Here is a 25564-nt window from a genome sequence, read left to right as displayed (position 1 = left end):
GAAAAAATGAAACAAGTTGTTGTAGCGACAAAAAATATGGGGAAAGTACGTGAATTTGCTGAGTTATTTGAGCGATTTGATTTAGAAGTGAAATCATTACACGATTTTCCTCATATTGAAGAAGTCGAAGAAACTGGTGAAACATTTGAAGAAAATGCGATCTTAAAAGCGGATAGTTTGAGTAGACAGTTGAATGCAATTGTAATTGCGGATGATTCAGGTCTTATTGTAGATGCGTTAAACGGGAAACCAGGCGTGTATTCAGCTCGTTTTGCTGGAGAGCCGAAAGATGATCAAGCGAATATTGATAAAGTTTTACAAGAATTAAATGAAGTAGCGTTTGAAAAGCGTAAAGCTCGTTTCTATTGTGCATTAGCAGTTGCTTTCCCTGAAGGTGATAAAAAGCCTGTCATTGTAAACGGGACGTGTGAAGGATTTATTTTAGAACAACGCCGCGGGGAAAACGGCTTTGGATATGATCCGATTTTTTATGTGGAAGAATATAAAAAAGCGATGGCGGAACTAAGTTCAGATGAGAAAAATGCTATTAGCCATCGTGGCCGTGCTCTTCGTAAATTAGAAGAAAAAATCCCGGAATGGTTTTTAGGAGAATAAGGGAGAGAGAATGATGAAAGCTTTAATCGTAAGTGATAGTCATAGCTCTGTGAAGGAATTACAGCAGTTGAAAGAGAAATATGAAGGGAAAGTAGATATCATGATTCATTGCGGTGATTCAGAGCTAACGCCTGCTCATGAAGAACTGCAAGGTTTCCGTGTTGTAAAAGGAAACTGTGATTATGCTAACTTTCAAGATGAAATTGTAACTGATGTAGATGGAATTCGCTTCTTAGTTGTGCATGGACATCGCCATAATGTGAAAATGACATTACAAACGCTAGCGTACCATGCTGAAGAAGTGGGAGCGCAAGTTGCATGCTTTGGACATTCTCACGTATTAGGTGCGGAATTAATCGAGGGCGTTTTATTTATTAATCCAGGCAGTATTTTATTACCACGTCAGCGTGTAGAAAAGACATTTGCTTTATTAGAAATGGATGAAAATCAAATGGAAGTTCGTTTTGAAACGTTAGACGGACAACTAGTTGAACAAGCAGTTTTTAAAAGAGGATAAGAAAATTTATCCTCTTTTAAAAAAGGTGTTGACTTTATGTGTGGTTATACATATAATAAATATTGTCGATAGGGCAACGGCGCTAACGAAGAAAAGAAAATAACATATGCGGGTGTAGTTTAGTGGTAAAACAAGAGCCTTCCAAGCTCTGGTCGAGAGTTCGATTCTCTTCACCCGCTCCATGTCCCAGTAGCTCAGCCGGATAGAGCATACGCCTTCTAAGCGTACGGTCGGGAGTTCGAATCTCTCCTGGGACGCTAAAAAGACCTTGTTATCTTTTGATAACAAGGTTTTTTGTTTGTCTAAAATTTGATGTTTGGGTTATAGGTGTAGTTCATTCTTGATATTTGCGACCTTTCCTTTGATATTAAGCAGTTGCATATGTACTTCTTTTTCTTAAATAAAAAGAGCGCCATTTATGCGCCCTATTCCTCTTATTTAATTTAAAGAATCAATAGGTTTATGATGGAACTCAAATCCATATCCAGATTCTCTTAATTGTTTACTTACAATATTATAAAACTCTTTACCATTCTAGTACGATTCAGCAGCAGTTATCGGAACTTATTCCCGGTAGTGTGTTACAATTAATAGAAGCGGAAAACGAGAATCTCCAATTGACTGGACCTGTGATTGGTTAGATGGTTTAAGAAGGTCGTATAAAAAAGGGAGATGGCGCAAAGATGGCGAGATCAAATGAGAATGATTTAACGGAGAAATTGGCAGAAGGTCACCGGAAATATGGTGATGGCAATTTTACAGTACAGAACATCGGTGATGAAACTAACCCGAATTGGACTGTCGTAAAAAATGTGAGAAAGGGATCGGCAGGCATTCGCGAAGGAGAAGATATATTAAGACTGCGATCAAAATATATAAAATAGTACAGAAATGGGCGGAGCGGGAGTTCGAATCTCTCCTGGGACGCTAAGAAAACCTTGTTATCTTTTGATAACAAGGTTTTTTGTTTGTTTTAAATTAGTTGTTAATAAACTTGTCAAAGACAAAACCATAATCTTTCACATTATATTGTTTCTTCGTATCAACGAGCCAGTTAAAAGCGATTTCGTTTATTTCTTTAAACTGTTCTGCTAAATTTACTTGTGCGTTTGAAATACGGCTGAAAGCGTTAGATGCCATATCTAAACTTTTATGGGCATACTGCAATGTAATATCGTTGTCGTATGAGATTTCTTCTATTTTAAGTAAAGCTTTATATAAATCTTTTAATTCTTCAATATGTTTTTTATGGACATCAATTGAATAGTGTTCATCGCCCATTTGGAACTTAATTTCTACATCTAAATCAATCGTTCCCGCAGTTTCAAGCGCTACGTTTTTAATTTGATATTTACTATAGCTAAAGCGGCGTAGTGTACGTTTTTTACTTGTTGCGCTTGTACCGTCTAAGTGAATTAACCCTTTGTTTGTGAAGCAATATTCATCTGATTTTGATTTAATTAGAAAGTAAATTTTCTCCCCATCTTCATGCATTACATAATCATCGGCATCGACCTTATCATAGTCTTTCGGTGTAATAACAGAACCTACATCGCTTAGTCCTAATACATCTGCGGCCATTTTTTTAAACATATATAATCCCCCTTGTAAATTAAAGTCTTAATTGTACAAAAATATATTAACATGATCTTCATCCTTTGTTTTCTTGTAATACGAAAATATCTGAAGGTAAGTTAAGAAAAGTAATGAATAATTATTTTGATCCTAAATTATTTAGTAAATCTATTAGTTTAAGAGTGGATTCTCCGAAAAATAACCAAGAGAAAAAAGTTAATTTTGCAAGTGATTATAAATAAATTCCGTGAAAGCACCTCAAGCGATATGAGGTGTTTTTCAATCTCTTTTTGAAATCTTACAATTCTGTAAGGTAACTGTAAGGTAGTTCGATGGTAAGAAATTGCTAATCTTTTATAATGAAGATAACAACGATAAAACGAGGAGGCAGAAATGATGAAAGGATTAGTTGTAACGGGCTTGACGGTTGCTTTTGGATTTGTAGCGTATGAGAAATTAACGTATGTAGTTGATGTTGTGAAACATTTGATTGCTTAGAGAAAACAGCCATGAGAGGGAAAGGGAATGAGTGAATGAATGGAATGGTTATTTGGAATTATAGGTACTTGTAGTGTAGTATTATTGTTCTTTGTCCCAAGTGGTATACTTAGTTCGACAACAAGTTTGTTCTTCTTAAGTTTGTTTGCTTGTACGATGCTTATTATTATGTTTTTAATGAAGCGAAGTAAACCAATCTTCTATTTTAGCATGATTGTTATGGCAATTATTGTTCTCCAAATTATTACCCTTGTAATATACCCCACAATTATAAAAGCTTTCCATTAATGATGAATCCTCTGCGTTTGTTGCTGGGGATTTTTATTTGTACAATTTTAATTTTTAGTAGAGATTTATTTGTATTGGAATGTAAAAATTAAATATTTTCATATTTCAAACAAATAGTTTTGGGATGTTGTGTTCTCATTACGCATTTGATATATTTACTTTGAACATAATTAAAATCAAGAAAAAGAGGCGGACGTATGGATAAAAAAGAAAATACGGTCGTATTGTTTCCACAACTATCAGAGCGCTATATTGATGAAGGTTTTTTAGCGCTGAAAGAGCGGAAGTTCGAAGATGCATTGCGCTGCTTTGAAATATTACGTCAGTATAATGCGGAAACGGAACAAACGGAATTAGCTTCAGTTATTTGTTTACTCGAATTAAAACGTATGGAAGAAGCGAAAGACAAATGTGAACAGTTGCTTAAAACAGGAGTTGTCTTATTTGGTGATATTCTTGAAACGTACGTGACTATTTTAGTTCAAACAAATGATTATGAAGGTGTTATTGAAACTGTTGAAAAGGTTTTACAAACGAAAGATATAATGCCTGATCAAAAGGAAAAATTAGCGCAGCTTGCTTTATTTGCAGAAGGTATGCTAAATGAGGGAGACGCATCGCTAGTGGATTCAAATTTTGAGTTGGATGAGTTTACTAAAGAAATTTTTGGAGAAAACTTTGGACAGAAGCTAAGAGCGATTCAGCGACTTTCATTAAAAGACTTAGATCTTGCATTACCTGTTTTAAAGAAATTTTTAATAGACGAAGAGCAACACCCCTATTTGAAAACTTCTATTTTGTATAAAATGATAGAAAGTCAGGTAGAAGAGGAAATAGAGGTAGAAAAGTTTGGGAATACGATTAAGGTAATTCCAGCATTTACAGGTCATAATGAGGAGCAATCCAATAACATTATACATAAATTATCAAGTCGATTAGAGCAAAATTATCCCGATATATTTGAAGCGATGGTTACATATTGGAAAGAATTGCAAATTAGCGTTTTCCCATTCGCTCTATTAATGGATAAAGAAGAGATTTGGTCAGCTGTTTTAGAGAGAATTGGAAGAAAGCGTTTCGGATTGGCTATTGATGAAGAAGAGCTTATGGCAGCATACAATATCGAATTGGAAGAGTTTCATATTGCCTATCAATGGTTATTACGTGTTGAAAGAGAAGGATATTTGCCCGTATAATTATGAAAAAGAATCGTTCAGTTCTTGAAACGAGCATATTCTATGTTATAATGTAAGGGTTGCAAAAGGCAGAAAACTGCCTGTTTGTAAGAGAAGAGAAGTGTAATTCTCTTACTTAATATGTTTCATATTATTCTCGAACAAAATATACCGTAGTTGTCTTCTGGGCAATTAGTAGATTGGAACATTATATCTGAAAGCTTTTGCTAGAGGATTATTTGTGTATTTGTTATTTCAAAAAAGAGATAATGAAGATCTTAATCTATAGAGGTATGTGCATACATTATTATAGTTGGAGGGAAAGAATAAATGTCTACAAAATGGGAAAAATTAGAAGGTAACGTTGGCGTTTTAACAATCGAAGTTGATGCTAAAGAAGTAAACAACTCTATCGACGCTGCGTTCAAAAAAGTAGTAAAAACAATTAACGTACCAGGTTTCCGTAAAGGAAAAATGCCTCGTCCATTATTCGAACAACGCTTTGGTATTGAATCTTTATACCAAGATGCTTTAGATATCATTTTACCAAAAGCATACGGTGAAGCGATTGAAGAAGCTGGTATCTTCCCAGTTGATCATCCTGAAATCGACATCGAGAAGTTCGAAAAAAATGCTAACCTTATCTTCACTGCAAAAGTTACAGTAAAACCTGAAGTTAAATTAGGTGAGTACAAAGGTTTAGCAGTAGAAAAAGTTGAAACAACTGTAACTGACGAAGATGTAGAGAACGAATTAAAATCTTTACAAGAGCGTCAAGCTGAACTAGTTGTTAAAGAAGAAGGAACTGTTGAAAACGGTGATACAGCTGTAATCGACTTCGAAGGTTTCGTTGATGGCGAAGCATTTGAAGGTGGAAAAGGCGAAAACTACTCTCTAGCAATCGGTTCTGGTACATTCATCCCAGGTTTCGAAGAGCAAGTAATCGGTCTTAAATCTGGTGAGTCTAAAGACGTTGAAGTATCATTCCCAGAAGAGTACCATGCTGCTGAATTAGCTGGCAAACCAGCAACATTCAAAGTAACAATTCATGAAATCAAAACAAAAGAACTTCCTGAGTTAAACGACGAGTTCGCTAAAGAAGCAGACGAAGCGGTTGCAACTCTTGATGAATTAAAAGCAAAACTTCGCACAAACTTAGAAGAAGGCAAAAAGCACGAAGCTGAGCACAAAGTACGTGACGAAGTAGTAGAATTAGCTGCTGCTAACGCTGAAATCGAAATTCCAGAAGCTATGATCAACACTGAGTTAGATCGTATGGTTCGTGAATTCGAGCAACGTTTAAGCCAACAAGGTATGAACCTTGAGCTTTACTACCAATTCACAGGTACTGATGCTGACAAATTAAAAGAGCAAATGAAAGAAGATGCACAAAAACGTGTAAGAATCAATCTTGTTCTTGAAGCTATCATTGAAGCTGAAAACATCGAAGTTACTGAAGAAGAAGTAACTGCAGAAGTTGAAAAAATGGCTGAAATGTACGGTATGCCAGTAGACGCTATCAAGCAAGCTCTTGGAAGCGTAGACGCTTTAGCTGAAGATCTTAAAGTGCGTAAAGCTGTAGACTTCTTAGTAGAAAACGCTGCATAATAAAATAACAAGGCACGATTAAAATCGTGCCTTGTTTTATAAATATAGAAATATATTTATAAAACTTTTCGATGGAGAAGGAAAAGTTCCTTTACAAGTCGAATATACATATTTCAAAAGTTTTAAAAATTTTTTATTTGTACATAACTAGTCATATTATTTGTATTTCTCGCCACGTAGTGACATAATATGTATTTACATACGATACATTTATCGTGTACATACGAAGGCAAGAGGTTAGCACTTTGTAAGGGGTGTGAAAATATGTTTAAATTTAATGATGAAAAAGGGCAATTAAAATGTTCTTTCTGTGGTAAAACACAAACGCAAGTTCGAAAGTTAGTGGCAGGTCCAGGTGTTTACATTTGTGACGAGTGTATCGAACTTTGTACTGAAATTGTACAAGAGGAGCTTGCGAAGGACGAAGAAGTAGAATTCAAAGATGTACCGAAACCGGTAGAAATTCGTGAAATCTTAGATGAGTATGTCATCGGGCAAGATAGCGCGAAAAAAGCACTAGCGGTAGCGGTATATAACCATTACAAACGCATTAATTCTAACAGCAAAATTGATGATGTAGAATTAGCGAAGAGTAATATCGCACTTATCGGGCCAACAGGTAGTGGTAAAACATTACTTGCACAAACGTTAGCGCGTATTCTAAATGTTCCATTTGCAATCGCGGACGCAACATCTTTAACAGAAGCTGGATATGTTGGAGAAGATGTAGAAAATATCTTACTAAAATTAATTCAAGCAGCTGATTATGATGTAGAGAAAGCGGAAAAAGGAATCATTTATATTGATGAGATTGATAAAGTGGCACGTAAGTCCGAAAATCCATCAATTACACGTGATGTATCTGGTGAAGGTGTGCAGCAAGCACTTCTGAAAATTTTAGAAGGTACTGTAGCAAGCGTTCCACCTCAAGGTGGTCGTAAGCATCCGCACCAAGAGTTTATTCAAATTGATACAACGAACATCTTATTCATTTGTGGTGGAGCGTTTGATGGCATTGAGCCGATTATTAAACGTCGCCTTGGTGAAAAAGTAATTGGATTTGGTTCTGAGAAGAAAAATGCTGATGTAAATGAGAAGCATGTTTTATCTCACGTATTACCAGAGGATCTTTTAAGATTTGGTTTAATTCCAGAGTTTATCGGTCGTCTTCCAGTTATTGCGAACCTAGAGCCACTTGATGAAGATGCTCTTGTTGATATTTTAACGAAACCGAAAAATGCACTTGTTAAGCAATTCCAAAAACTATTGGAGCTTGACGATGTTGAGTTAGAGTTTGAAGAAGGTGCACTAATCGAAATTGCGAAAAAAGCAATTGAACGTAAAACGGGTGCTCGTGGACTTCGTTCTATTATTGAAGGCTTAATGCTTGATGTAATGTTCGAACTTCCATCTCGTAAAGATATCGAGAAGTGTATTCTTACAAAAGAAACAGTAGCTGATAATGAGCCGCCAAAATTGGTGTTACAAGACGGTACTGTACTTGATACAAAAACATCTGCATAATGCGAAAGGGAAACAGCAATTTTTATAATTGCTGTTTTTCTTTATGTTTAGCTACGTTCCTCCGCGGAAATACTAAGAGATAAAATATTGCGGGAGGAAATAAATAATGAGCTGGACAAATATATTTTTAGTTGTTCAACTTGTTTTTGGTGTAATTGTCGGATTGTATTTCTGGCATTTACTTCGAAATCAACGAACACAAAAAGTTTCAATTGATCGAGAATCGAAAAAAGAATTAGAACAGCTTCGTAAAATGCGTGAGATTTCTTTAACAGAGCCGCTAGCAGAAAAGGTGCGTCCTACAACCTTTTTAGATATTGTAGGGCAAGAGGACGGAATTAAGTCGTTAAAAGCGGCTCTTTGTGGTCCGAATCCGCAACATGTAATCATATATGGCCCACCAGGTGTTGGGAAAACAGCGGCAGCACGTCTTGTATTAGAAGAAGCGAAACGAAATCCTAAATCTCCATTTCGTACGAATGCAACATTTATTGAACTTGATGCGACAACAGCTCGGTTTGATGAACGTGGTATCGCAGACCCTTTAATTGGTTCGGTGCATGATCCGATTTATCAAGGTGCTGGGGCGATGGGGCAAGCAGGTATTCCGCAACCGAAAAAAGGTGCTGTAACAGATGCACATGGTGGTATTTTGTTTATTGATGAGATTGGCGAGCTCCATCCGATTCAAATGAACAAAATGTTAAAGGTGTTAGAAGATCGAAAAGTATTTTTAGAAAGTGCGTACTATAGTGAAGAAAATACAATGATCCCAACATATATACATGATATTTTCCAAAAAGGCTTACCGGCAGATTTTCGCTTAGTTGGAGCAACGACACGTTCGCCAGAGGAAATTCCTCCTGCTATTCGGTCACGTTGCTTAGAAGTATTTTTCCGTGAATTAGATACGGAAGAAATTCAAAAAGTAGCGAAAAATGCCGCGGAAAAAGTGGAAATGCAAATAGGTGAAAATGGTATTGAGATGATTGGGATGTATGCAAGGAATGGACGAGAAGCGATTAATCTCGTGCAAATCTCTGCGGGTATGGCGATAAATGAAGAACGTTCTTTCATTAAGGATGAAGATATAGAGTGGGTTGTTCACTCAAGTCAGCTTACACCGAAATATGAAAAGCGCATTTATCCGATTCCAAGGATTGGTCTTGTAAATGGTCTTGCTGTATACGGACCAAATACAGGTGCGTTATTAGAAATTGAAGTAACAGCAATTCCGGCGAAAGATAAAGGATCGGTAAATGTTACCGGAATTGTGGAAGAAGAAAGTATTGGTAGTCAAACGAAATCTATTCGTCGTAAAAGTATGGCGAAAGGCTCTGTTGATAATGTATTAACAGTACTTCGTTCTTTAGATGTGTTGCCAGAAGGATACGATATACATATTAATTTTCCAGGGGGTATCCCAATTGATGGCCCTTCTGCAGGAATCGCTATGGCAACAGGTGTATATTCTGCGGTGCATCGCACGTATGTAAATAATGAAGTAGCGATGACAGGTGAAATAAGTATACACGGAGAAGTAAAGCCTATTGGTGGTGTATACGCAAAAATAAAAGCTGCGAAAAAAGCGGGAGCTAAGAAAGTCATTATTCCTGCTGAAAATATGCAACCATTTTTGTATACGATCAAGGGAATTGAAATTATTCCTGTCCGTAAGTTAAAAGAAGTATTTGAGTTAACGTTTATGCAAGGAAATATGCATAGAGAGCTAGATGTACATACTAACGTAGACGAAACAGATGCACAATCTATGTAAAAATAAACAATAATAAAATTTGCCAGACTTCGTTTAAGTTTGTATGCTTAATCGGAGTCTTTTTCTTTTCGTGAGGTAGAAAAACAAGCTATTTACAATTGCGCGGAATCTCAGCAATTGCATCTAGGTGTATTGTAATATAAAATAGTTGAACAGGAGTTTAATTTATTATGGAGGTGCTATGTCTAGTATGAATACGAACGAAAGAATCGTGCCCCTCCTACCATTAAGAGGCGTTCTCGTATATCCAACGATGGTTTTGCATCTTGATGTAGGACGTGATAAATCGATACAAGCACTAGAGCAGGCGGCAATGGATGAAAATATCATCTTTTTAGCAATGCAAAAAGAAATGAATATCGATGATCCGAAAGAAGATGACATATATAGTGTAGGTACAGTGGCGAAAGTGAAGCAAATGTTAAAATTGCCGAACGGTACGCTTCGTGTCCTTGTGGAAGGTTTACATAGAGCAGAAGTAATAGAGTTTATCGAAGAAGAAAATGTAGTACAAGTGTCTATTAAAACGGTAACTGAAGAAGTAGAAGATGATTTAGAAGAGAAAGCTTTTATGCGTACGTTACTGGAGCATTTCGAACAATATATTAAAGTTTCGAAAAAAGTTTCAAATGAAACTTTTGCAACGGTAGCTGATGTGGAAGAACCAGGGAGATTAGCTGATTTAATTGCTTCTCACTTGCCGATTAAAACGAAGCAGAAACAAGAGATTTTAGAGATTGTATCTGTAAAAGAACGATTACAAACACTTATTTCAATTATTCAAGATGAACAAGAGTTACTTAGCCTAGAAAAGAAAATTGGGCAAAAAGTGAAACGTTCCATGGAGCGCACGCAAAAAGAATATTTCTTACGTGAGCAAATGAAGGCGATTCAAACTGAACTTGGCGACAAAGAAGGCAAGGGCGGAGAAGTAGAAGAACTTCGTGAGAAAATTGAACAGTCAGGAATGCCGGAAGAAACAATGAAGGCTGCCCTGAAAGAATTAGATCGTTATGAAAAGTTACCAGCAAGTTCTGCGGAGAGTGGTGTTATTCGCAATTATATTGATTGGTTATTAGCGCTTCCGTGGACAGAGGCAACAGAAGATATAATTGATCTTGCTCATTCGGAAGAGATTTTAAATAACGATCATTACGGTCTTGAAAAAGTGAAAGAGCGTGTACTTGAATATTTAGCTGTACAGAAGTTAACGAATTCATTAAAAGGACCTATCCTTTGTTTAGTAGGCCCTCCTGGGGTCGGCAAAACTTCATTAGCGCGTTCAATTGCAACATCATTGAATCGTAACTTCGTCCGTGTATCTCTTGGTGGTGTGCGTGATGAATCTGAAATTCGTGGTCACCGTCGTACATATGTTGGAGCAATGCCAGGACGCATTATTCAAGGTATGAAAAAGGCGAAAACAGTTAATCCAGTCTTCTTATTAGATGAGATTGATAAAATGTCTAACGATTTCCGTGGAGATCCATCAGCGGCATTACTTGAAGTATTAGATCCAGAACAAAACCATAACTTCAGTGATCATTACATTGAAGAACCATATGATCTATCAAAAGTTATGTTTGTAGCAACTGCTAATACACTTTCAAGTATTCCAGGTCCATTACTTGACCGCATGGAAATCATTTCGATTGCTGGCTATACAGAACTTGAAAAAGTACACATTGCTCGTGAGCATTTATTGCCGAAACAATTAAAAGAACATGGCTTACGAAAAGGTAATTTACAAGTGCGTGATGAAGCGCTGCTTGAGATTATTCGTTATTATACACGTGAGGCTGGTGTTCGTACGCTAGAGCGCCAAATTGCAAAAGTTTGCCGTAAAGTAGCGAAGATTATCGTTACAGCAGAACGTAAACGTATCGTTGTGACAGAGAAAAAGATTGTTGATTTACTTGGTAAACACATATTCCGTTATGGGCAAGCTGAAAAAACAGACCAAGTTGGTATGGCAACAGGTCTAGCTTACACAGCAGCAGGCGGCGATACACTTGCCATTGAAGTTTCTGTAGCGCCAGGAAAAGGGAAACTAATTTTAACAGGGAAACTTGGGGATGTTATGAAAGAATCAGCACAAGCTGCGTTTAGTTATATACGTTCTCGTGCAGAAGAGCTTCAGATCGATCCGAATTTCCATGAGAAAAATGATATTCATATTCACGTTCCAGAAGGAGCAGTTCCAAAAGACGGACCGTCAGCAGGTATTACGATGGCAACGGCACTTATTTCTGCGCTAACAGGTATTCCTGTAAGTAAAGAAGTGGGTATGACAGGTGAAATTACACTTCGTGGTCGTGTATTACCAATTGGTGGTTTAAAAGAAAAAACATTAAGTGCTCACCGCGCAGGCTTAACAAAAATTATTTTGCCAGCAGAAAACGAGAAAGATTTAGATGATATTCCAGAGAGCGTAAAAGAAAACCTTACGTTTGTGCTTGCATCTCATTTAGATGAAGTATTGGAGCACGCATTAGTAGGAGTGAAACAATGAAAGTAACAAAAGCAGATATTGTAATTAGTGCTGTTAAACCAGAACAATATCCAGACAGTGATTTACCAGAAATTGCATTAGCAGGTCGTTCAAATGTGGGGAAGTCTTCCTTTATTAATAAAATTTTAAATCGTAAAAAGTTAGTGCGTATTTCTTCTAAACCAGGAAAAACGCAAACGCTGAACTTTTTCTTAATCAATGAGATGATGCACTTTGTTGACGTTCCAGGTTATGGATATGCAAAAGTATCTAAATCGGAGCGCGCTGCATGGGGGAAAATGATTGAAACGTACTTTACAACCCGTGAGCAATTAGACGCAGCTGTATTAGTAGTTGATTTACGTCACCAACCAACAAGTGATGACGTGATGATGTATGATTTCTTAAAGCATTATGAAATCCCAACAATTATTATTGCGACGAAAGCCGATAAAATTCCGAAAGGGAAATGGCAAAAGCATTTAAAAGTTGTAAAAGAAACGCTTGCTGTTGAAATTGGCGATGAAATTGTTCTATTCTCTTCTGAAACAGGACTTGGAAAAGAAGAAGCGTGGAAAGCAATTCATAAATTTACAAAAACAAAAAACGCGTGACGAATGTCGCGCGTTTTTGTTTTGCTAAATTTTTTAGCGTACGTTTAATGTAACTTCAATATTTCCTCGTGTTGCTTTCGAGTAAGGACATACACCGTGAGCCGCTTCTACAAGTTCTTGTGCTTCGCTATGTGAAACGCCAGCCACATGTACATCAAGTACAGCAGATAGACCGAAACCACCATCTGTATCTTTTCCGATAGAAACGTGAGCAGTTACTTCTGTACTTTCTACTTTCACACGTTTTGTACGAATGACAAGTTGTAATGCACTATCGAAACAAGCTGCATAACCAGCTGCAAATAGTTGTTCTGGATTTGTTGCTTCTCCGCCTGCACCACCTAGTGCTTTCGGCATTTTTACATCAAGATTTAATATGCCATCATCTGAAACTACTTTCCCATTTCTTCCACCTGTTGCTGTTACTGAAGCAGTATATAATTTATCCATATTTATTCCCCTTTTCCATCATTAATTGTTTTCATTGTGTCAATTAGTTTATTTAGTTGAATTAATAAAGAGCGATATTCTTGCTCTGTAATTCCTAAGTTTGTAGCCATCGTTGTCGGTAATGAACAAGCCTTTTCCTTTAAATCTTTGCCTTGTTCTGTTAATTCAATACAAACTTTTCGCTCGTCTTCTTTGGAACGAACACGTTTTACAAGTTTTAATGATTCCATGCGTTTTAACATAGGTGTTAACGTACCAGAATCTAAAAATAGACGTTCTCCAATTTCTTTTACTGTTAGTCCATCTTGCTCCCATAGTACGAGTAAAGTAATGTACTGGGGATACGTAATACCCATTTCTTCTAAATAAGGTCGATAAAAACGAGTAACCTCTCTAGAGCAGGCGTAAATAGAAAAACAAAGTTGGTTATCTAGATGCAAAGAGTCCTCTGTCATAAATAACTCCCTTCTAATTAAGTTGTGCACAATTTAATTTTGTAAAACCAATATAACGAAAAAGAAATACAATGTCAAATACATTGTATTGAGAAAGTCTTTGTTGCATTTTGGAACAATCATACATATTTTCCTTCATGATGAAAGAAGATAGGGAAGATGATGTTATAATTTATATGGAATAGTTTCCATCACTTGATTATGAGGGCTTTTTTTGGTAACGTACAAATAGAGTTATTAATTTATAATCATTATAAAGTAGAAGTTTTTTTTATTAGTGTTACTGAATCTCCTTTATTACATACGGAGAATAATTAAAAAATAATCGGTTGTTCACACGATTGTCAGATTCATAAGAGGAAAGTTGTATTATGATAGTAGATAAAGTGATAAAACGGGTGAAGGGGGACATGCTGCGTGCATATTCTTGTTGTTAGTGTAAATTATCGAACAGCCCCTGTAGAATTTCGTGAGAAACTCACATTTCAGGCAGCAGAACTAGAGCGAGCGATGACTACATTACAAAATCAAAAGAGCGTGTTAGAGAATGTCATTGTATCAACTTGTAATCGCACTGAGATTTATGCTGTTGTCGATCAATTACACACGGGACGGTATTATATTAAGAAGTTTTTAGCTGATTGGTTTCAGCTTGAAATAGAAGAAGTCGCGCCATATTTAACTATTTTTGAACAAGATGGTGCAATAGATCATTTATTCCGCGTAACGTGCGGTTTAGATTCTATGGTAGTCGGAGAAACGCAGATTTTAGGTCAAATAAAAGATAGCTTTTTAGAAGCGCAACAAGTTAAAGCAACAGGCACAATTTTTAATGAATTGTTTAAGCAAGTCATTACATTAGCAAAACGTGCCCACTCAGAAACAACAATCGGGGAAAGTGCGATGTCTGTTAGTTATGCTGCTGTTGAGCTTGGAAAGAAAATATTTGGCGAGTTAACAGATTGTCATGTGCTTATTCTTGGTGCTGGTAAAATGGGCGAACTTGCACTGCAAAACTTATATGGAAGTGGTGCTCGTAAAGTAACAGTTATGAATAGGACGCTTTCGAAAGCAGAAGTAATGGCTGAGAAATATATGGGACATGCAAAATCGTTAAGCGAATTACAATGTGCATTATTAGAAGCAGATATTTTAATTAGTTCAACTGGTGCATCGGAGTATGTCATTACGAAAGAGATGATGACGAAGGTAGAGAAAATGCGCTCTGGTCGCCCTTTGTTTATGGTTGACATTGCAGTGCCACGTGATATTGATCCAGCGATTGATGAGCTAGAAGGTTCTTTCTTGTATGATATTGATGATTTACAAGGAGTAGTGGAGGCAAACCGTGCTGAGCGTTTGAAAGAAGCAGAGAAAATTCAATTTATGATTGAAGAGGAAATTGTTCTATTTAAAACGTGGTTAAGTACACTTGGTGTTGTTCCATTAATATCAGCTCTTCGTGATAAGGCACTTGCAATCCAAAGTGAAACGATGGTAAGCCTAGAGCGAAAAATACCAAACCTTAGTGATCGTGAGAAAAAAGTCATTAGTAAGCATACGAAAAGTATTATTAATCAATTATTAAAAGACCCAATTTTAGTAGCGAAAGAAATAGCTGCTGAAGAGGGAGCGAGCGAAAAATTAGCGTTATTTGCGAAGATTTTCGATTTAGAAACGGAAGACGTAGAGAGTTGTGCGGAAGAAGTAGAACATAAAAAAGTGTGGACACCATCCGTTCCATCTTTATAATTTGGAAGGATGATCGGATGAGTTTTTTAAATAACAGTATTATTTATCATATTGCAATTATTTTATATGCTTGTAGCATTAGTTTATATTTTATAGATTATTTCCAAAGTAACCGAAAGGCGAACCGATTTGCTTTTTGGTTACTTGCGATTGTATGGGTCCTGCAGTCTATTTTTATGTTGCTTAGGGCTACAGATTCAGAAACGAATCCTATTTTAACTTTATTATCAGGGATTTATTTTTATGTTTGGTTATTGATTACGATGTCGTTAGTCATTAATCGATTTATGAGAATCGACTTTTTAGTCTTTTTTACAAATGTTGTTGCATTTGGCGTAAGCGCTTTTTCTATTTTTACACCGCTCGGAAAGATGTCGCCAGTACTTGCGGAACAATTAGTTTCAGAACTTGTATACGTGCATGTCGGTATGGCAATTATTTCTTACGCAACGTTTACTGTATCGTTCATTTTTTCTATTATGTACTTATTACAATATCGCCTATTAAAAAAGAAAAAATGGAATGCGAGATTAAGAAGGTTAGGGAATTTACCGAAGCTAGAATCTATGTCTTACGGATTAAATTTATTTTCTGTTCCATTTTTCTTACTAGCAATTTTATTAGGATGTATATGGGGATATACAAAATTGGATAATTTCCATTGGTATGATACGAAAGTAATCGGATCTTTTGTCGTTCTATTTGTGTATTGCACAGGTTTATATTTACGAGCGGCAGATGTGTTGCAAGGTAAGAAAATTGTACAGTGGAATATCGGATCGTTTCTCGTAATGCTAGTAAACATTTTTCTATTAAGCAGTTTATCCAATTTCCACTTTTGGTATTTATAATGAGGAGAGAGAATTATGCGCAAAATTATTGTAGGATCACGAAAGAGTAAACTAGCATTAACGCAAACAAACTGGTTTATTGATCAGTTAAAAGCCCTAGGTCTACCATATGAATTTGAAGTGAAAGAAATTGTCACAAAAGGTGATGTTATTTTAGATGTTACTCTTTCAAAAGTAGGCGGCAAAGGCTTGTTTGTAAAAGAGATTGAACATGCGCTACTTACGAAAGAAATCGATATGGCTGTACATAGTATGAAAGATATGCCAGCCGTACTTCCAGAAGGTTTAATGATTGGCTGTACACCAAAGCGTGTTGACCCTCGTGATGCTTTTATCTCAAAAAATGGAGCATCGTTTAAAGAGTTAGCGGAAGGTGCTATTTTAGGTACGAGTAGTTTAAGACGTAGTGCACAGCTACTCGCTGCGAGACCAGATTTACAAGTTAAGTGGATTCGCGGGAATATCGATACACGTTTACGTAAATTAAAAGAAGAAGATTACGATGCGATTATTTTAGCGACAGCTGGATTACAAAGAATGGGCTGGGATGATGAAGTTATTACAGAACATTTAGATGAAGCGTTATGTGTACCTGCTGTAGGACAAGGTGCATTAGCGATTGAGTGTCGTGAGGATGATAAGGATTTATTGCAATTGTTAGCGCATATTAATGATACGATAACAGAAAGAACAGTGGCAGCGGAGCGAGTATTTCTTCATAAACTTGAAGGTGGATGCCAAGTTCCAATTGCTGGATATGCAACCCTTACAGAAAACGATGCAATCGAATTAACAGCTCTTGTCGGCTCTATGGATGGCTCTGTTTTATTAAAAGAGACAGTAGTGGGTACTAATCCTGAGGAAGTAGGATTAGAGGCCGCGGACCGTTTAATTAAGCAAGGCGCCAAAGAACTCATTCTTGCTGCAAATAAGGAGCAACAATAAATATGAACGCTCTCGCTGGAAAAACGGTATTGATTACACGTGCCCAGCATCAAGCGAAACAAATGAGTGTAGCAGTGAAAGAAAAGAGCGGAATTCCATTGGAAATTCCGCTTTTGCGTATGGAAGGTATGTCTCATAGGCAAATTCAACATATTGAAGAGCAGCTACATTCATACGACTGGGTTATTTTTACGAGCAGAAATGGTGTAGCTTTTTTTCTAGATAGTTTAAAAAAGAAACTACCACTAACCATTAAAATCGCTGCGGTAGGTGTGAAAACAAAATTAGAGTTAGAAAAAAGGGGCTATCAAGTTCATTTTGTTCCGACTTCATTTGTTGCAGAAGCATTTGCAGAAGAGTTTCTAAAAGAATTAAGTGGAAATGAACGTATTTTATTTCCGAAAGGGAATTTAGCAAGAGAGGTAATTCCGGTTGCCCTACGGGAAATTGGTGTTTCTCTAGATGAGCTAACCGTATACGGTACGAAAGTGAATATAGAAAAAAAGCAAGAGCTTATAGCGGCATTGAAGTTAGGGAAAGTAGACATTATTACATTTACGAGCCCTTCAACTGTTACTAGTTTTGTTCGTTTACTTAAGGGTACAAACTGGAGAGAATGGACAAAAAAATGTACAATTGCTTGTATAGGACCTATTACGGAAAAAGAGGCAAGTCTTTATTTTCCGTCTGTTATTGTGCCGAAAGAGTACACTGTAGAAGCATTACTACAATGTGTTTGTGAATCTATAAAATGAAAGAATGGGGATAGAAATCTATGAACTCTTTACAATTTAATCGTCATCGTCGTTTAAGACAAAGCGGGGGCATGCGTGCGCTTGTGCGTGAAACGTTTTTACATACGGAAGATTTTATTTACCCTATTTTTGTATTAGAAGGTGAAAATGTTCGTAATGAAGTTCCTTCTATGCCAGGCGTATATCAAATGTCTTTAGATTTATTGCAAGCTGAAATGCAAGAAGTTGTTGATTTAGGTATTCGTTCTGTTATTGTATTTGGTTTACCTGCTGAAAAAGATGAAGTTGGATCATCAGCATATTGTGATCATGGAATTGTACAACGTGCTATTCAGCAAATTAAAGGTGATTTCCCTGAGCTAGTAGTAGTTGCAGACACATGTTTATGTCAATTTACAAGCCATGGTCATTGCGGTGTAATTGAAGATGGTATTATTTTAAATGACGAGTCTCTTGCAGTTCTTGCGAAAACAGCTGTAAGTCAAGCGAAAGCAGGAGCGGACATTATTGCGCCATCAAACATGATGGACGGCTTCGTAACAGCAATTCGCCATGCATTAGACGAAAATGGTTTTGGACACGTGCCAGTTATGTCGTACGCTGTGAAATATTCATCAGCATTTTATGGACCATTCCGTGATGCTGCGCACGGTGCACCGCAATTTGGTGACCGTAAAACATATCAAATGGATCCGGCAAACCGTATGGAAGCATTCCGTGAAGCAGAATCAGATGTAATGGAAGGTGCAGACTTCTTAATCGTAAAACCAGCGCTTTCTTACTTAGATATCGTTCGTGATGTGAAAAATAACTTTAATTTACCAGTTGTCGCTTATAATGTAAGTGGTGAATATTCGATGATTAAAGCGGCAGCGCAAAATGGTTGGATTAATGAAAAAGAAGTTGTTCTTGAAAAATTAATTAGTATGAAACGTGCAGGAGCAGATTTAATTATTACGTATCATGCAAAAGATGCAGCAAGATGGTTACAAGAAGGAGGCGCTAAATAATGAAAAAGTTTGATAAGTCAATTGCAGCGTTTGAAGAGGCGCAAGACTTAATGCCTGGTGGCGTAAATAGCCCGGTTCGTGCCTTTAAGTCTGTTGGGATGAATCCGTTGTTTATGGAGCGTGGAAAAGGCTCTAAAGTATATGATATCGATGGGAATGAATACATCGACTACGTATTATCATGGGGTCCTTTAATTCATGGTCATGCAAATGATCGTGTTGTAGAAGCGTTAAAATCTGTTGCTGAAAGAGGTACAAGCTTCGGTGCACCAACAGAAATTGAAAATAAATTAGCAAAACTTGTTATTGAGCGCGTGCCATCAATTGAGATTGTGCGTATGGTTAACTCTGGAACGGAAGCAACAATGAGTGCACTACGTTTAGCTCGTGGTTATACAGGTCGTAATAAAATCTTGAAATTTATCGGTTGTTACCACGGTCATGGTGATTCGTTATTAATTAAAGCTGGTTCTGGTGTGGCGACTTTAGGTTTACCAGATAGTCCTGGTGTACCAGAAGGTGTAGCGAAAAATACGATTACAGTAGCTTATAACGATTTAGAAAGTGTAAAATACGCGTTTGAACAATTCGGTGATGATATTGCTTGTGTAATTGTAGAACCAGTAGCAGGAAATATGGGGGTTGTTCCTCCGCAGCCTGGATTTTTAGAAGGTCTTCGTGAAGTAACAGAACAAAACGGTGCATTGCTTATTTTTGATGAAGTAATGACAGGGTTCCGAGTAGCTTATAATTGTGGCCAAGGTTATTATGGCGTAACGCCTGATTTAACATGCTTAGGTAAAGTAATCGGTGGTGGTTTACCAGTAGGAGCATACGGTGGTAAAGCGGAAATTATGCGCCAAGTTGCGCCAAGCGGACCGATTTACCAAGCTGGTACTTTATCAGGTAACCCACTTGCAATGGCGGCAGGTTATGAAACGTTAGTACAGTTAACGCCAGAATCATATGTAGAATTTGAGCGTAAAGCTGAAATGTTAGAAGCTGGATTACGTAAAGCAGCTGAAAAACATGGCATTCCGCACCATATTAACCGTGCAGGCTCTATGATTGGTATTTTCTTTACAGATGAACCCGTTATTAATTACGATGCAGCAAAATCTTCAAACTTAGAATTCTTTGCGGCTTACTATCGTGAAATGGTAGAACAAGGTGTATTCTTACCGCCATCTCAATTCGAAGGTTTATTCTTATCGACAGCACATAGTGATGCAGATATTGAAGCGACGATTGCAGCAGCTGAAATTGCAATGTCAAAATTAAAAGCGTAATGTATTAGAGAAAATCGCTCTCCGTAAGGGGAGCGATTTTTTTTATTCATAAAGTAAGCTTTCCGCACATAAATCTGTAATGACATATAGTTTGGGAGGGGGAAAAGAAGTGGCTGCAGATCATTCATTACGATTTTCATTAAAAGAATCTGTGTGGTTCCAAAAAGGACAGGAAGTCGAAGAACTTTTGTCAATTTCGTTAGATCCAGACGTTGAGATAGAAGAGCTTGATCATGAAGTAATCGTGAGAGGACAATTAGATTTAACGGGAGAGTATGTTGCACGAAAAGATGATTCAGCGTATTCATTAAGAGAACTATCGCCAGCAAAGTCAATTGATTATGTAGAAACAAGAGAAGATGGGGTTAATGAACTTGTTCATTCCTTTCCACTTGAAATATCAATTCCGAGAAATCGAGTGAAAGTAATTGAAGAGCTATATGTATCAATCGAGGAATTTGATTATGAATTAAAGGAAAATGGTTGCTTACAATTATTAGCGGATATATCTATTACCGGTTTGTGTGATGAAGAGAGAAGCGAGGATGAAGTTGAAGAGGAAGAGGAAGAAACGGTGTATGCTGAGTTAGAAGAAGATTCAGCGCAAGAGGATGAAAATAGACCGGCGCCGCATGTAGAAGAACCAGCATATAAGGAATCAGATGAGTGGGAAGATTACGCATTTGAACCGTTCCAATTAGAGGAAAGAAAAGAGCAGGAATTAGAAGAAGAGAAAATAGAAGAACATGAATTTGTGGAACGTGAAGAGGAGCAAGAAACAACGCCGCAATTTGAACTGTTCGGACGAAAAGATTTCAAGAAAGAAAAAGCGAAAAAGCAGGAAGAACAAGAAGAAGAGTACTCACAGCGAGATGAAAATGCGCTTTATTTAACAAAACTATTTACGAAAGAACCGGAAGAAGAATTTACAAAGTTAAGAATGTATTTCGTGCAAGAAGGGGATACAATTGAATCTATTGCAGACCGTTATGAAACGTCTGTACAAAATTTATACCGTGTTAATCAAACAGAAGATATATTTTTAAATACGGGGCAAATTATTTATATTCCCGTTTCAAGGGTAAAGACGAAATAAGGAAGTGAGTGTTTTCACTCACTTCCTTTCTTAGAGGCTATGTTTTGAATAGAAAGGGTTATTCGTATGGATATTGAGTTGCGAAATCACTATGAACCTATCGTGAGGCAATATAGATTGGATACGCAGCATATGGAAGAGCACGGAAATGTAATGAAAATTTATACGAATCAAGGTCCATATGCACTCAAGAAAATAGAAGGCAGAAAGTTAGAGCGGAATAACTTTCTGCATCATATTCAATATTTGAAGGAGAAAGGTTTTTCAAATTATGTACCTATATATCATGCGACGGATGGAAGTTATATTTTAAGTGACGGGACGTATAATTATTATTTAATGCCTTGGTTAGAACGTGCAGAAGGAAACGGTGAGGACAATGATCAATACCATAAAATGTTTCAGACACTTGGAACGTTGCATCAAAAAACTGTGAAGGAAGAAACGTATACGGAAGAAGATTTAGAAAAACATTATACAAGTATATCCGATCGTTGGGAAAATGATGGTGAGATGTTAGAAGAGTTTCTCGTAGAATCTGAATCAAAATGGTATATGTCCCCGTTTGAATTGCAATATTGTACGTACTATCATCATGTAATGAGAGCGCGTGAATTTGCAACGAAGCAATTAAATGAGTGGAACGATGCGATGAAAGAAAAAGAGAAAACGCGTATTACTTTTGTGCATGGTAATGTGTCACTTAATCATTTTTTATTTGACTATGAGCGGAATGGCTATTTTATTAGTTTAGAAAAATCGAAGTTTGCAACGCCTGTGCAAGATATAGTAGGTTTTTATTCACGGTCTTTAAACACATATCCAATTGCAAGAAGTGATCGGTTTGAATGGTTTCAAATGTATCAAAAAAATTTCCCTTTTACGAAAGAAGAGCAACTACTTATGTTTGCGTATATGACGTATCCATCGCAATTTATTCGGCAAATCCAGTCCTATAAGAAAAGAAGAGATAATCGCAACGAGGAAAATGAACTGCGCGGAGTAAAGAGTTTGCAACAATCGCATTGGCTCGTTAGCAATATAGAATATTTCCTGTCGCAATTACAAGCTGCCCAGCAAGGGAACGGATAAAGTAAAGGCATTCCCCGCTGATGATTAGCCTTCACCAATTGGGCGTTTACGGGCAGCAGGGCTCCCATCTAACTTCTTTGATTCAGCTGAGTTTTGAGGTGGAGGTCTTACTGCCCGCAAATAGCGGGGTAAAGAAGATAAGTAGAGGATTCTACTTATCTTCTTTTTTGGCACGAAAAGCTGTAGTTTTAAATTTATCTTGACGAATAAGGTTTCGTTTTTTACACTATTGTATATAATAATTAACAATCATATAAATGCCTTGAAGGGGAAGAGTATAACATGAAACGTCTTCAGAGAGGAGAATCATTAGCTGGGAGATTCTCTAGATAGTTATGTTAGAAGGTAGCCCTGGAGCATCTTTTCTGAACGGAATAGTTCTTATTAGGAAAAGACGGATTTGTCCGTTATCAAATTAAGAGTATAAGCAAATTATGAATTTGTTTGTAAATAAAGGTGGTACCGCGATGTCCCTCGTCCTTTTTGGATGAGGGACATTTTTTATTTTAAGGAGGGAAAATAATGTCAAACACGGAAAAGAATTTACCAACTAAATATGATCATATGTCCGTTGAAGAAGGCCTTTATCAATGGTGGCTTGAAGGCAAATATTTTGAAGCAACAGGAGACGAGAAGAAACAACCGTATACAATTGTAATTCCACCTCCGAACGTAACTGGTAAGTTACACCTAGGTCATGCTTGGGATACAACTCTTCAAGATATTTTAACTCGTACGAAGCGTATGCAAGGATACGATGTACTATGGCTTCCAGGAATGGACCATGCTGGTATCGCAACACAAGCGAAAGTAGAAGGAAAACTTCGTGAAGAAGGTATTTCACGTTACGATCTTGGCCGTGAAAAATTTCTTGAAAAAGCTTGGGAGTGGAAAGAAGAGTACGCTTCTCACATTCGTCAACAATGGGGAAAAGTTGGTTTAGGACTAGACTATTCTCGTGAACGCTTCACATTAGACAAAGGTTTATCAGATGCGGTTAATAAAGTATTCGTTCAATTATACGAAAAAGGCTTAATTTACCGTGGTGAATATATCATCAACTGGGATCCAGCAACACGTACAGCTCTTTCTGATATTGAAGTAATTCATAAAGAAGTTCAAGGTGCATTCTATCATATGAACTATCCGTTAACAGATGGTTCTGGTCACATTCGTCTTGCGACAACTCGTCCAGAAACGATGCTTGGTGATACAGCAGTAGCAGTTCATCCAGAAGACGATCGTTACAAACATTTAATCGGAAAAACAGTTACACTTCCAATCGTAGGCCGTGAGATTCCGATTATTGCTGATGAGTACGTAGAAAAAGATTTCGGAACGGGCGTTGTAAAAATTACACCAGCTCATGACCCGAATGACTTTGAAGTAGGTAACCGTCATGACTTACCACGCATATTAGTAATGAACGAAGATGGAACAATGAACGAAAAAGCTGGTAAGTATAACGGTATGGATCGTTTCGAATGCCGTAAAGAATTAGTAAAAGACTTACAAGAAGCTGGCGTATTAGTAGAAATCGAGCCACATATGCATTCAGTAGGTCATAGTGAGCGTAGCGGTGCAGTTGTTGAGCCTTATTTATCAACACAGTGGTTCGTAAAAATGGCTCCACTTGCTGAAAAAGCAGTAGCGCTTCAACAAAAAGAAGAAGAAAAAGTAACGTTCGTACCAGAGCGTTTTGAAAACACATATTTACGTTGGATGGAAAATATTCATGACTGGTGTATTTCTCGTCAATTATGGTGGGGACACCGTATTCCAGCTTGGTACCATAAAGAAACTGGTGAAGTATACGTAGGTACAGAAGCACCAGCAGATATTGAAAACTGGAATCAAGATAACGACGTACTTGATACATGGTTCAGTTCAGCGTTATGGCCATTCTCAACACTTGGTTGGCCAAATGAAGATTCAGCAGATTTCAAACGTTACTATTCAACAGATGCACTAGTAACGGGTTATGATATCATCTTCTTCTGGGTATCTCGTATGATTTTCCAAGGTTTAGAGTTTACAGGAGAGCGTCCATTTAAAGATGTATTAATTCACGGTTTAGTTCGTGACGAGCAAGGTCGTAAGATGAGTAAATCTCTTGGTAACGGTATTGACCCAATGGATGTTATCGAGAAGTACGGTGCAGATGCAATGCGTTTCTTCTTATCAACAGGAAGTGCACCAGGTCAAGATTTACGTTTCAGCATGGAAAAAGTAGAATCTACTTGGAACTTCATTAATAAAATTTGGAACGCATCACGTTTCGTATTAATGAACATGGATGATATGAAGTATGAAGAAATCGATTTAACTGGTGAAAAATCAGTAGCAGATAAGTGGATCTTAACGCGCTTAAACGAAACAATCGAAAGCGTAACACGTAACATGGATAAATATGAGTTTGGTGAAGCTGGTCGTTCATTATACAACTTCATTTGGGACGATTTCTGTGATTGGTATATTGAAATGGCGAAACTTCCACTATACGGTGAAGATGAAGCAGCTAAGAAAACAACTCGTTCTATTTTAGCTTACGTATTAGATCAAACAATGCGTCTATTACACCCATTCATGCCATTCGTAACAGAGAAAATTTGGCAACATTTACCGCATGAAGGCGAATCTATTACAGTAGCTGCGTGGCCAACAGTTCGCGAAGATTTACAAGATACGGAAGCTGCGGCAGAAATGCACCTTCTAGTTGATATCATTCGCTCTGTTCGTAATATCCGTGCAGAAGTAAATACGCCAATGAGCAAAAAAGTTCAAATGCAAATTAAAGCAAAAGATGAGGCTGTACTTGCTCAACTTACGAAAAACAGCTCTTACATTGAGCGTTTCTGTAACCCAAGCGAATTAACAATTCAAACGGACTTACAAGCGCCAGAAAAAGCAATGACTGCAATCGTATCAGGTGCAGAGTTATTCTTACCGTTAGCTGATCTTATCAATCTTGATGAAGAGAGAGCTCGTCTTGAGAAAGAACTTGAGAAGTTCGATAAAGAAGTAGAACGTGTACAGAAGAAACTTTCTAACCAAGGTTTCGTAGCGAAAGCTCCTGCAGCGGTTATTGAAGGAGAGCGTGCGAAAGAGCAAGATTACCTAGAAAAACGCGAAGCAGTTCGTCAACGTCTAGCAGATCTTGAAAAGTAAAAATGTTTTTAGAGACTCA

The 25564-nt window shown here is 37.2% G+C and carries 22 protein-coding genes, 2 tRNA genes, 1 pseudogene and 1 other annotated feature; of the genes and pseudogenes, 21 read left to right on the top strand and 4 right to left on the bottom strand.

Annotation, left to right across the window (positions count from 1 at the left end):
* Positions 1-6 precede the first annotated feature (6 nt).
* The 4 genes from DN407_RS22200 to DN407_RS22185 all read left to right on the top strand — a co-directional run bounded on the left by DN407_RS22200 (position 7) and on the right by DN407_RS22185 (position 1389).
* Complete coding sequence (locus tag DN407_RS22200) at positions 7-615, top strand: XTP/dITP diphosphatase (protein ID WP_000815943.1); 609 nt, start codon at positions 7-9, stop codon at positions 613-615.
* Between the two features lie 13 nt (positions 616-628).
* Entirely contained in the window at positions 629-1132 is a 504-nt protein-coding gene (locus DN407_RS22195) for a metallophosphoesterase (protein ID WP_000645505.1), read from the top strand.
* 108 nt (positions 1133-1240) lie between these two features.
* Positions 1241-1314 (top strand) — tRNA-Gly (locus tag DN407_RS22190).
* 1 nt (position 1315) lies between these two features.
* Positions 1316-1389 (top strand) — tRNA-Arg (locus tag DN407_RS22185).
* A gap of 181 nt (positions 1390-1570) precedes the next feature.
* Here the strand turns inward: DN407_RS22185 and DN407_RS32965 are convergent.
* Positions 1571-1663 (bottom strand): annotated as a pseudogene (locus DN407_RS32965) (DUF6572 domain-containing protein); the annotation flags it as partial.
* A 152-nt stretch (positions 1664-1815) separates the two neighbouring features.
* Between DN407_RS32965 and DN407_RS22180 the strand changes: the two are divergent.
* On the top strand, positions 1816-2016 hold the full coding sequence (locus tag DN407_RS22180) for a hypothetical protein (RefSeq protein ID WP_000124460.1): 201 nt from the start codon (positions 1816-1818) through the stop codon (positions 2014-2016).
* Positions 2017-2110: 94 nt separating this feature from the next.
* Here DN407_RS22180 and DN407_RS22175 read toward each other — a convergent pair whose 3' ends face one another.
* A complete protein-coding gene (locus tag DN407_RS22175) occupies positions 2111-2725 on the bottom strand; it encodes a PH domain-containing protein (RefSeq protein ID WP_000473866.1) in 615 nt (204 codons plus the stop codon).
* Between the two features lie 519 nt (positions 2726-3244).
* Here DN407_RS22175 and DN407_RS22170 point away from each other — a divergent pair.
* From DN407_RS22170 to ysxC, 7 genes are all read left to right on the top strand, one after another.
* Positions 3245-3493: a hypothetical protein gene (locus tag DN407_RS22170; protein WP_001983650.1), complete on the top strand. Its 249-nt coding sequence runs from the start codon at positions 3245-3247 to the stop codon at positions 3491-3493.
* Between the two features lie 197 nt (positions 3494-3690).
* On the top strand, positions 3691-4689 hold the full coding sequence (locus tag DN407_RS22165) for a hypothetical protein (protein ID WP_000358272.1): 999 nt from the start codon (positions 3691-3693) through the stop codon (positions 4687-4689).
* 309 nt (positions 4690-4998) lie between these two features.
* On the top strand, positions 4999-6276 hold the full coding sequence (gene tig, locus DN407_RS22160; protein ID WP_000105215.1) for a trigger factor: 1278 nt from the start codon (positions 4999-5001) through the stop codon (positions 6274-6276).
* Between the two features lie 264 nt (positions 6277-6540).
* On the top strand, positions 6541-7800 hold the full coding sequence (gene clpX, locus DN407_RS22155; protein WP_000472289.1) for an ATP-dependent protease ATP-binding subunit ClpX: 1260 nt from the start codon (positions 6541-6543) through the stop codon (positions 7798-7800).
* 106 nt (positions 7801-7906) lie between these two features.
* The gene (gene lonB, locus DN407_RS22150; RefSeq protein WP_000119180.1) at positions 7907-9577 is read left to right on the top strand and encodes an ATP-dependent protease LonB; all 1671 of its coding nucleotides are present in this window, start codon (positions 7907-7909) and stop codon (positions 9575-9577) included.
* Between the two features lie 181 nt (positions 9578-9758).
* Positions 9759-12089, top strand: a complete 2331-nt coding sequence (gene lon, locus DN407_RS22145) for an endopeptidase La (protein WP_000097285.1) — start codon at positions 9759-9761, stop codon at positions 12087-12089.
* Positions 12086-12682 (top strand): ribosome biogenesis GTP-binding protein YsxC, encoded by a 597-nt coding sequence (ysxC, locus tag DN407_RS22140; RefSeq protein WP_000869116.1) that lies wholly within the window; start codon positions 12086-12088, stop codon positions 12680-12682. The genes lon and ysxC overlap by 4 nt, the downstream gene beginning before the upstream one ends.
* A 33-nt stretch (positions 12683-12715) precedes the next feature.
* Here ysxC and DN407_RS22135 read toward each other — a convergent pair whose 3' ends face one another.
* Both DN407_RS22135 and DN407_RS22130 read right to left on the bottom strand, forming a co-directional pair.
* Positions 12716-13132, bottom strand: coding sequence for an organic hydroperoxide resistance protein (locus DN407_RS22135; protein ID WP_000359781.1), 417 nt, complete (start codon positions 13130-13132; stop codon positions 12716-12718).
* A 2-nt stretch (positions 13133-13134) separates the two neighbouring features.
* Entirely contained in the window at positions 13135-13587 is a 453-nt protein-coding gene (locus DN407_RS22130; RefSeq protein WP_000133916.1) for a MarR family winged helix-turn-helix transcriptional regulator, read from the bottom strand.
* A 417-nt stretch (positions 13588-14004) separates the two neighbouring features.
* On the opposite strand from DN407_RS22130, the gene hemA reads away from it, so the two are divergent.
* From hemA to DN407_RS22080, 9 genes are all read left to right on the top strand, one after another.
* On the top strand, positions 14005-15339 hold the full coding sequence (gene hemA, locus DN407_RS22125; RefSeq protein WP_000547867.1) for a glutamyl-tRNA reductase: 1335 nt from the start codon (positions 14005-14007) through the stop codon (positions 15337-15339).
* A gap of 17 nt (positions 15340-15356) precedes the next feature.
* Positions 15357-16190 (top strand): cytochrome c biogenesis protein, encoded by an 834-nt coding sequence (locus tag DN407_RS22120; RefSeq protein WP_000008991.1) that lies wholly within the window; start codon positions 15357-15359, stop codon positions 16188-16190.
* Between the two features lie 15 nt (positions 16191-16205).
* Positions 16206-17135 carry a hydroxymethylbilane synthase gene (gene hemC / locus DN407_RS22115; protein ID WP_001226396.1) on the top strand — a complete coding sequence of 310 codons (930 nt, stop codon included), beginning with the start codon at positions 16206-16208 and terminating at the stop codon, positions 17133-17135.
* Positions 17136-17137: 2 nt separating this feature from the next.
* Positions 17138-17890: a uroporphyrinogen-III synthase gene (hemD, locus tag DN407_RS22110; RefSeq protein ID WP_000992350.1), complete on the top strand. Its 753-nt coding sequence runs from the start codon at positions 17138-17140 to the stop codon at positions 17888-17890.
* Between the two features lie 20 nt (positions 17891-17910).
* A complete protein-coding gene (gene hemB / locus DN407_RS22105) occupies positions 17911-18900 on the top strand; it encodes a porphobilinogen synthase (protein WP_001087065.1) in 990 nt (329 codons plus the stop codon).
* Positions 18900-20189 (top strand): glutamate-1-semialdehyde 2,1-aminomutase, encoded by a 1290-nt coding sequence (gene hemL / locus DN407_RS22100; protein ID WP_000712943.1) that lies wholly within the window; start codon positions 18900-18902, stop codon positions 20187-20189. The genes hemB and hemL overlap by 1 nt, the downstream gene beginning before the upstream one ends.
* Before the next feature lie 79 nt (positions 20190-20268).
* Complete coding sequence (gene spoVID, locus DN407_RS22095; RefSeq protein ID WP_141444320.1) at positions 20269-21285, top strand: stage VI sporulation protein D; 1017 nt, start codon at positions 20269-20271, stop codon at positions 21283-21285.
* A 66-nt stretch (positions 21286-21351) separates the two neighbouring features.
* On the top strand, positions 21352-22377 hold the full coding sequence (ysxE, locus tag DN407_RS22090) for a spore coat protein YsxE (RefSeq protein WP_000350658.1): 1026 nt from the start codon (positions 21352-21354) through the stop codon (positions 22375-22377).
* Between the two features lie 253 nt (positions 22378-22630).
* Positions 22631-22862 (top strand) — a binding site (T-box leader).
* A gap of 37 nt (positions 22863-22899) precedes the next feature.
* Positions 22900-25545 carry a valine--tRNA ligase gene (locus DN407_RS22080; protein ID WP_000072250.1) on the top strand — a complete coding sequence of 882 codons (2646 nt, stop codon included), beginning with the start codon at positions 22900-22902 and terminating at the stop codon, positions 25543-25545.
* Positions 25546-25564: the final 19 nt, after the last annotated feature.

The organism is Bacillus sp. JAS24-2 (genome assembly GCF_008274905.1).
Taxonomy (GTDB): domain Bacteria; phylum Bacillota; class Bacilli; order Bacillales; family Bacillaceae_G; genus Bacillus_A; species Bacillus_A cereus.
The sequence above is the reverse complement of the archived record's forward strand: the minus strand, read 5'-3'. Positions and strand labels throughout refer to the sequence as shown.

Excerpts from the sequence above, each read along its gene's own strand:
- DN407_RS22130 (WP_000133916.1), bottom strand. The coding sequence starts at position 13,587 with ATGACAGAGGACTCTTTGCATCTAGATAACCAACTTTGTTTTTCTATT.
- DN407_RS22175 (WP_000473866.1), bottom strand. The coding sequence starts at position 2,725 with ATGTTTAAAAAAATGGCCGCAGATGTATTAGGACTAAGCGATGTAGGT.
- spoVID (WP_141444320.1), top strand. The coding sequence starts at position 20,269 with ATGACATATAGTTTGGGAGGGGGAAAAGAAGTGGCTGCAGATCATTCA.
- DN407_RS22200 (WP_000815943.1), top strand. The coding sequence starts at position 7 with ATGAAACAAGTTGTTGTAGCGACAAAAAATATGGGGAAAGTACGTGAA.
- clpX (WP_000472289.1), top strand. The coding sequence starts at position 6,541 with ATGTTTAAATTTAATGATGAAAAAGGGCAATTAAAATGTTCTTTCTGT.
- hemL (WP_000712943.1), top strand. The coding sequence starts at position 18,900 with ATGAAAAAGTTTGATAAGTCAATTGCAGCGTTTGAAGAGGCGCAAGAC.
- ysxE (WP_000350658.1), top strand. The coding sequence starts at position 21,352 with ATGGATATTGAGTTGCGAAATCACTATGAACCTATCGTGAGGCAATAT.
- hemC (WP_001226396.1), top strand. The coding sequence starts at position 16,206 with ATGCGCAAAATTATTGTAGGATCACGAAAGAGTAAACTAGCATTAACG.
- DN407_RS22165 (WP_000358272.1), top strand. The coding sequence starts at position 3,691 with ATGGATAAAAAAGAAAATACGGTCGTATTGTTTCCACAACTATCAGAG.
- DN407_RS22180 (WP_000124460.1), top strand. The coding sequence starts at position 1,816 with ATGGCGAGATCAAATGAGAATGATTTAACGGAGAAATTGGCAGAAGGT.
- hemB (WP_001087065.1), top strand. The coding sequence starts at position 17,911 with ATGAACTCTTTACAATTTAATCGTCATCGTCGTTTAAGACAAAGCGGG.
- DN407_RS22120 (WP_000008991.1), top strand. The coding sequence starts at position 15,357 with ATGAGTTTTTTAAATAACAGTATTATTTATCATATTGCAATTATTTTA.
- DN407_RS22170 (WP_001983650.1), top strand. The coding sequence starts at position 3,245 with ATGGAATGGTTATTTGGAATTATAGGTACTTGTAGTGTAGTATTATTG.
- lonB (WP_000119180.1), top strand. The coding sequence starts at position 7,907 with ATGAGCTGGACAAATATATTTTTAGTTGTTCAACTTGTTTTTGGTGTA.
- DN407_RS22135 (WP_000359781.1), bottom strand. The coding sequence starts at position 13,132 with ATGGATAAATTATATACTGCTTCAGTAACAGCAACAGGTGGAAGAAAT.
- ysxC (WP_000869116.1), top strand. The coding sequence starts at position 12,086 with ATGAAAGTAACAAAAGCAGATATTGTAATTAGTGCTGTTAAACCAGAA.
- lon (WP_000097285.1), top strand. The coding sequence starts at position 9,759 with ATGTCTAGTATGAATACGAACGAAAGAATCGTGCCCCTCCTACCATTA.
- hemD (WP_000992350.1), top strand. The coding sequence starts at position 17,138 with ATGAACGCTCTCGCTGGAAAAACGGTATTGATTACACGTGCCCAGCAT.
- DN407_RS22195 (WP_000645505.1), top strand. The coding sequence starts at position 629 with ATGAAAGCTTTAATCGTAAGTGATAGTCATAGCTCTGTGAAGGAATTA.
- DN407_RS22080 (WP_000072250.1), top strand. The coding sequence starts at position 22,900 with ATGTCAAACACGGAAAAGAATTTACCAACTAAATATGATCATATGTCC.
- tig (WP_000105215.1), top strand. The coding sequence starts at position 4,999 with ATGTCTACAAAATGGGAAAAATTAGAAGGTAACGTTGGCGTTTTAACA.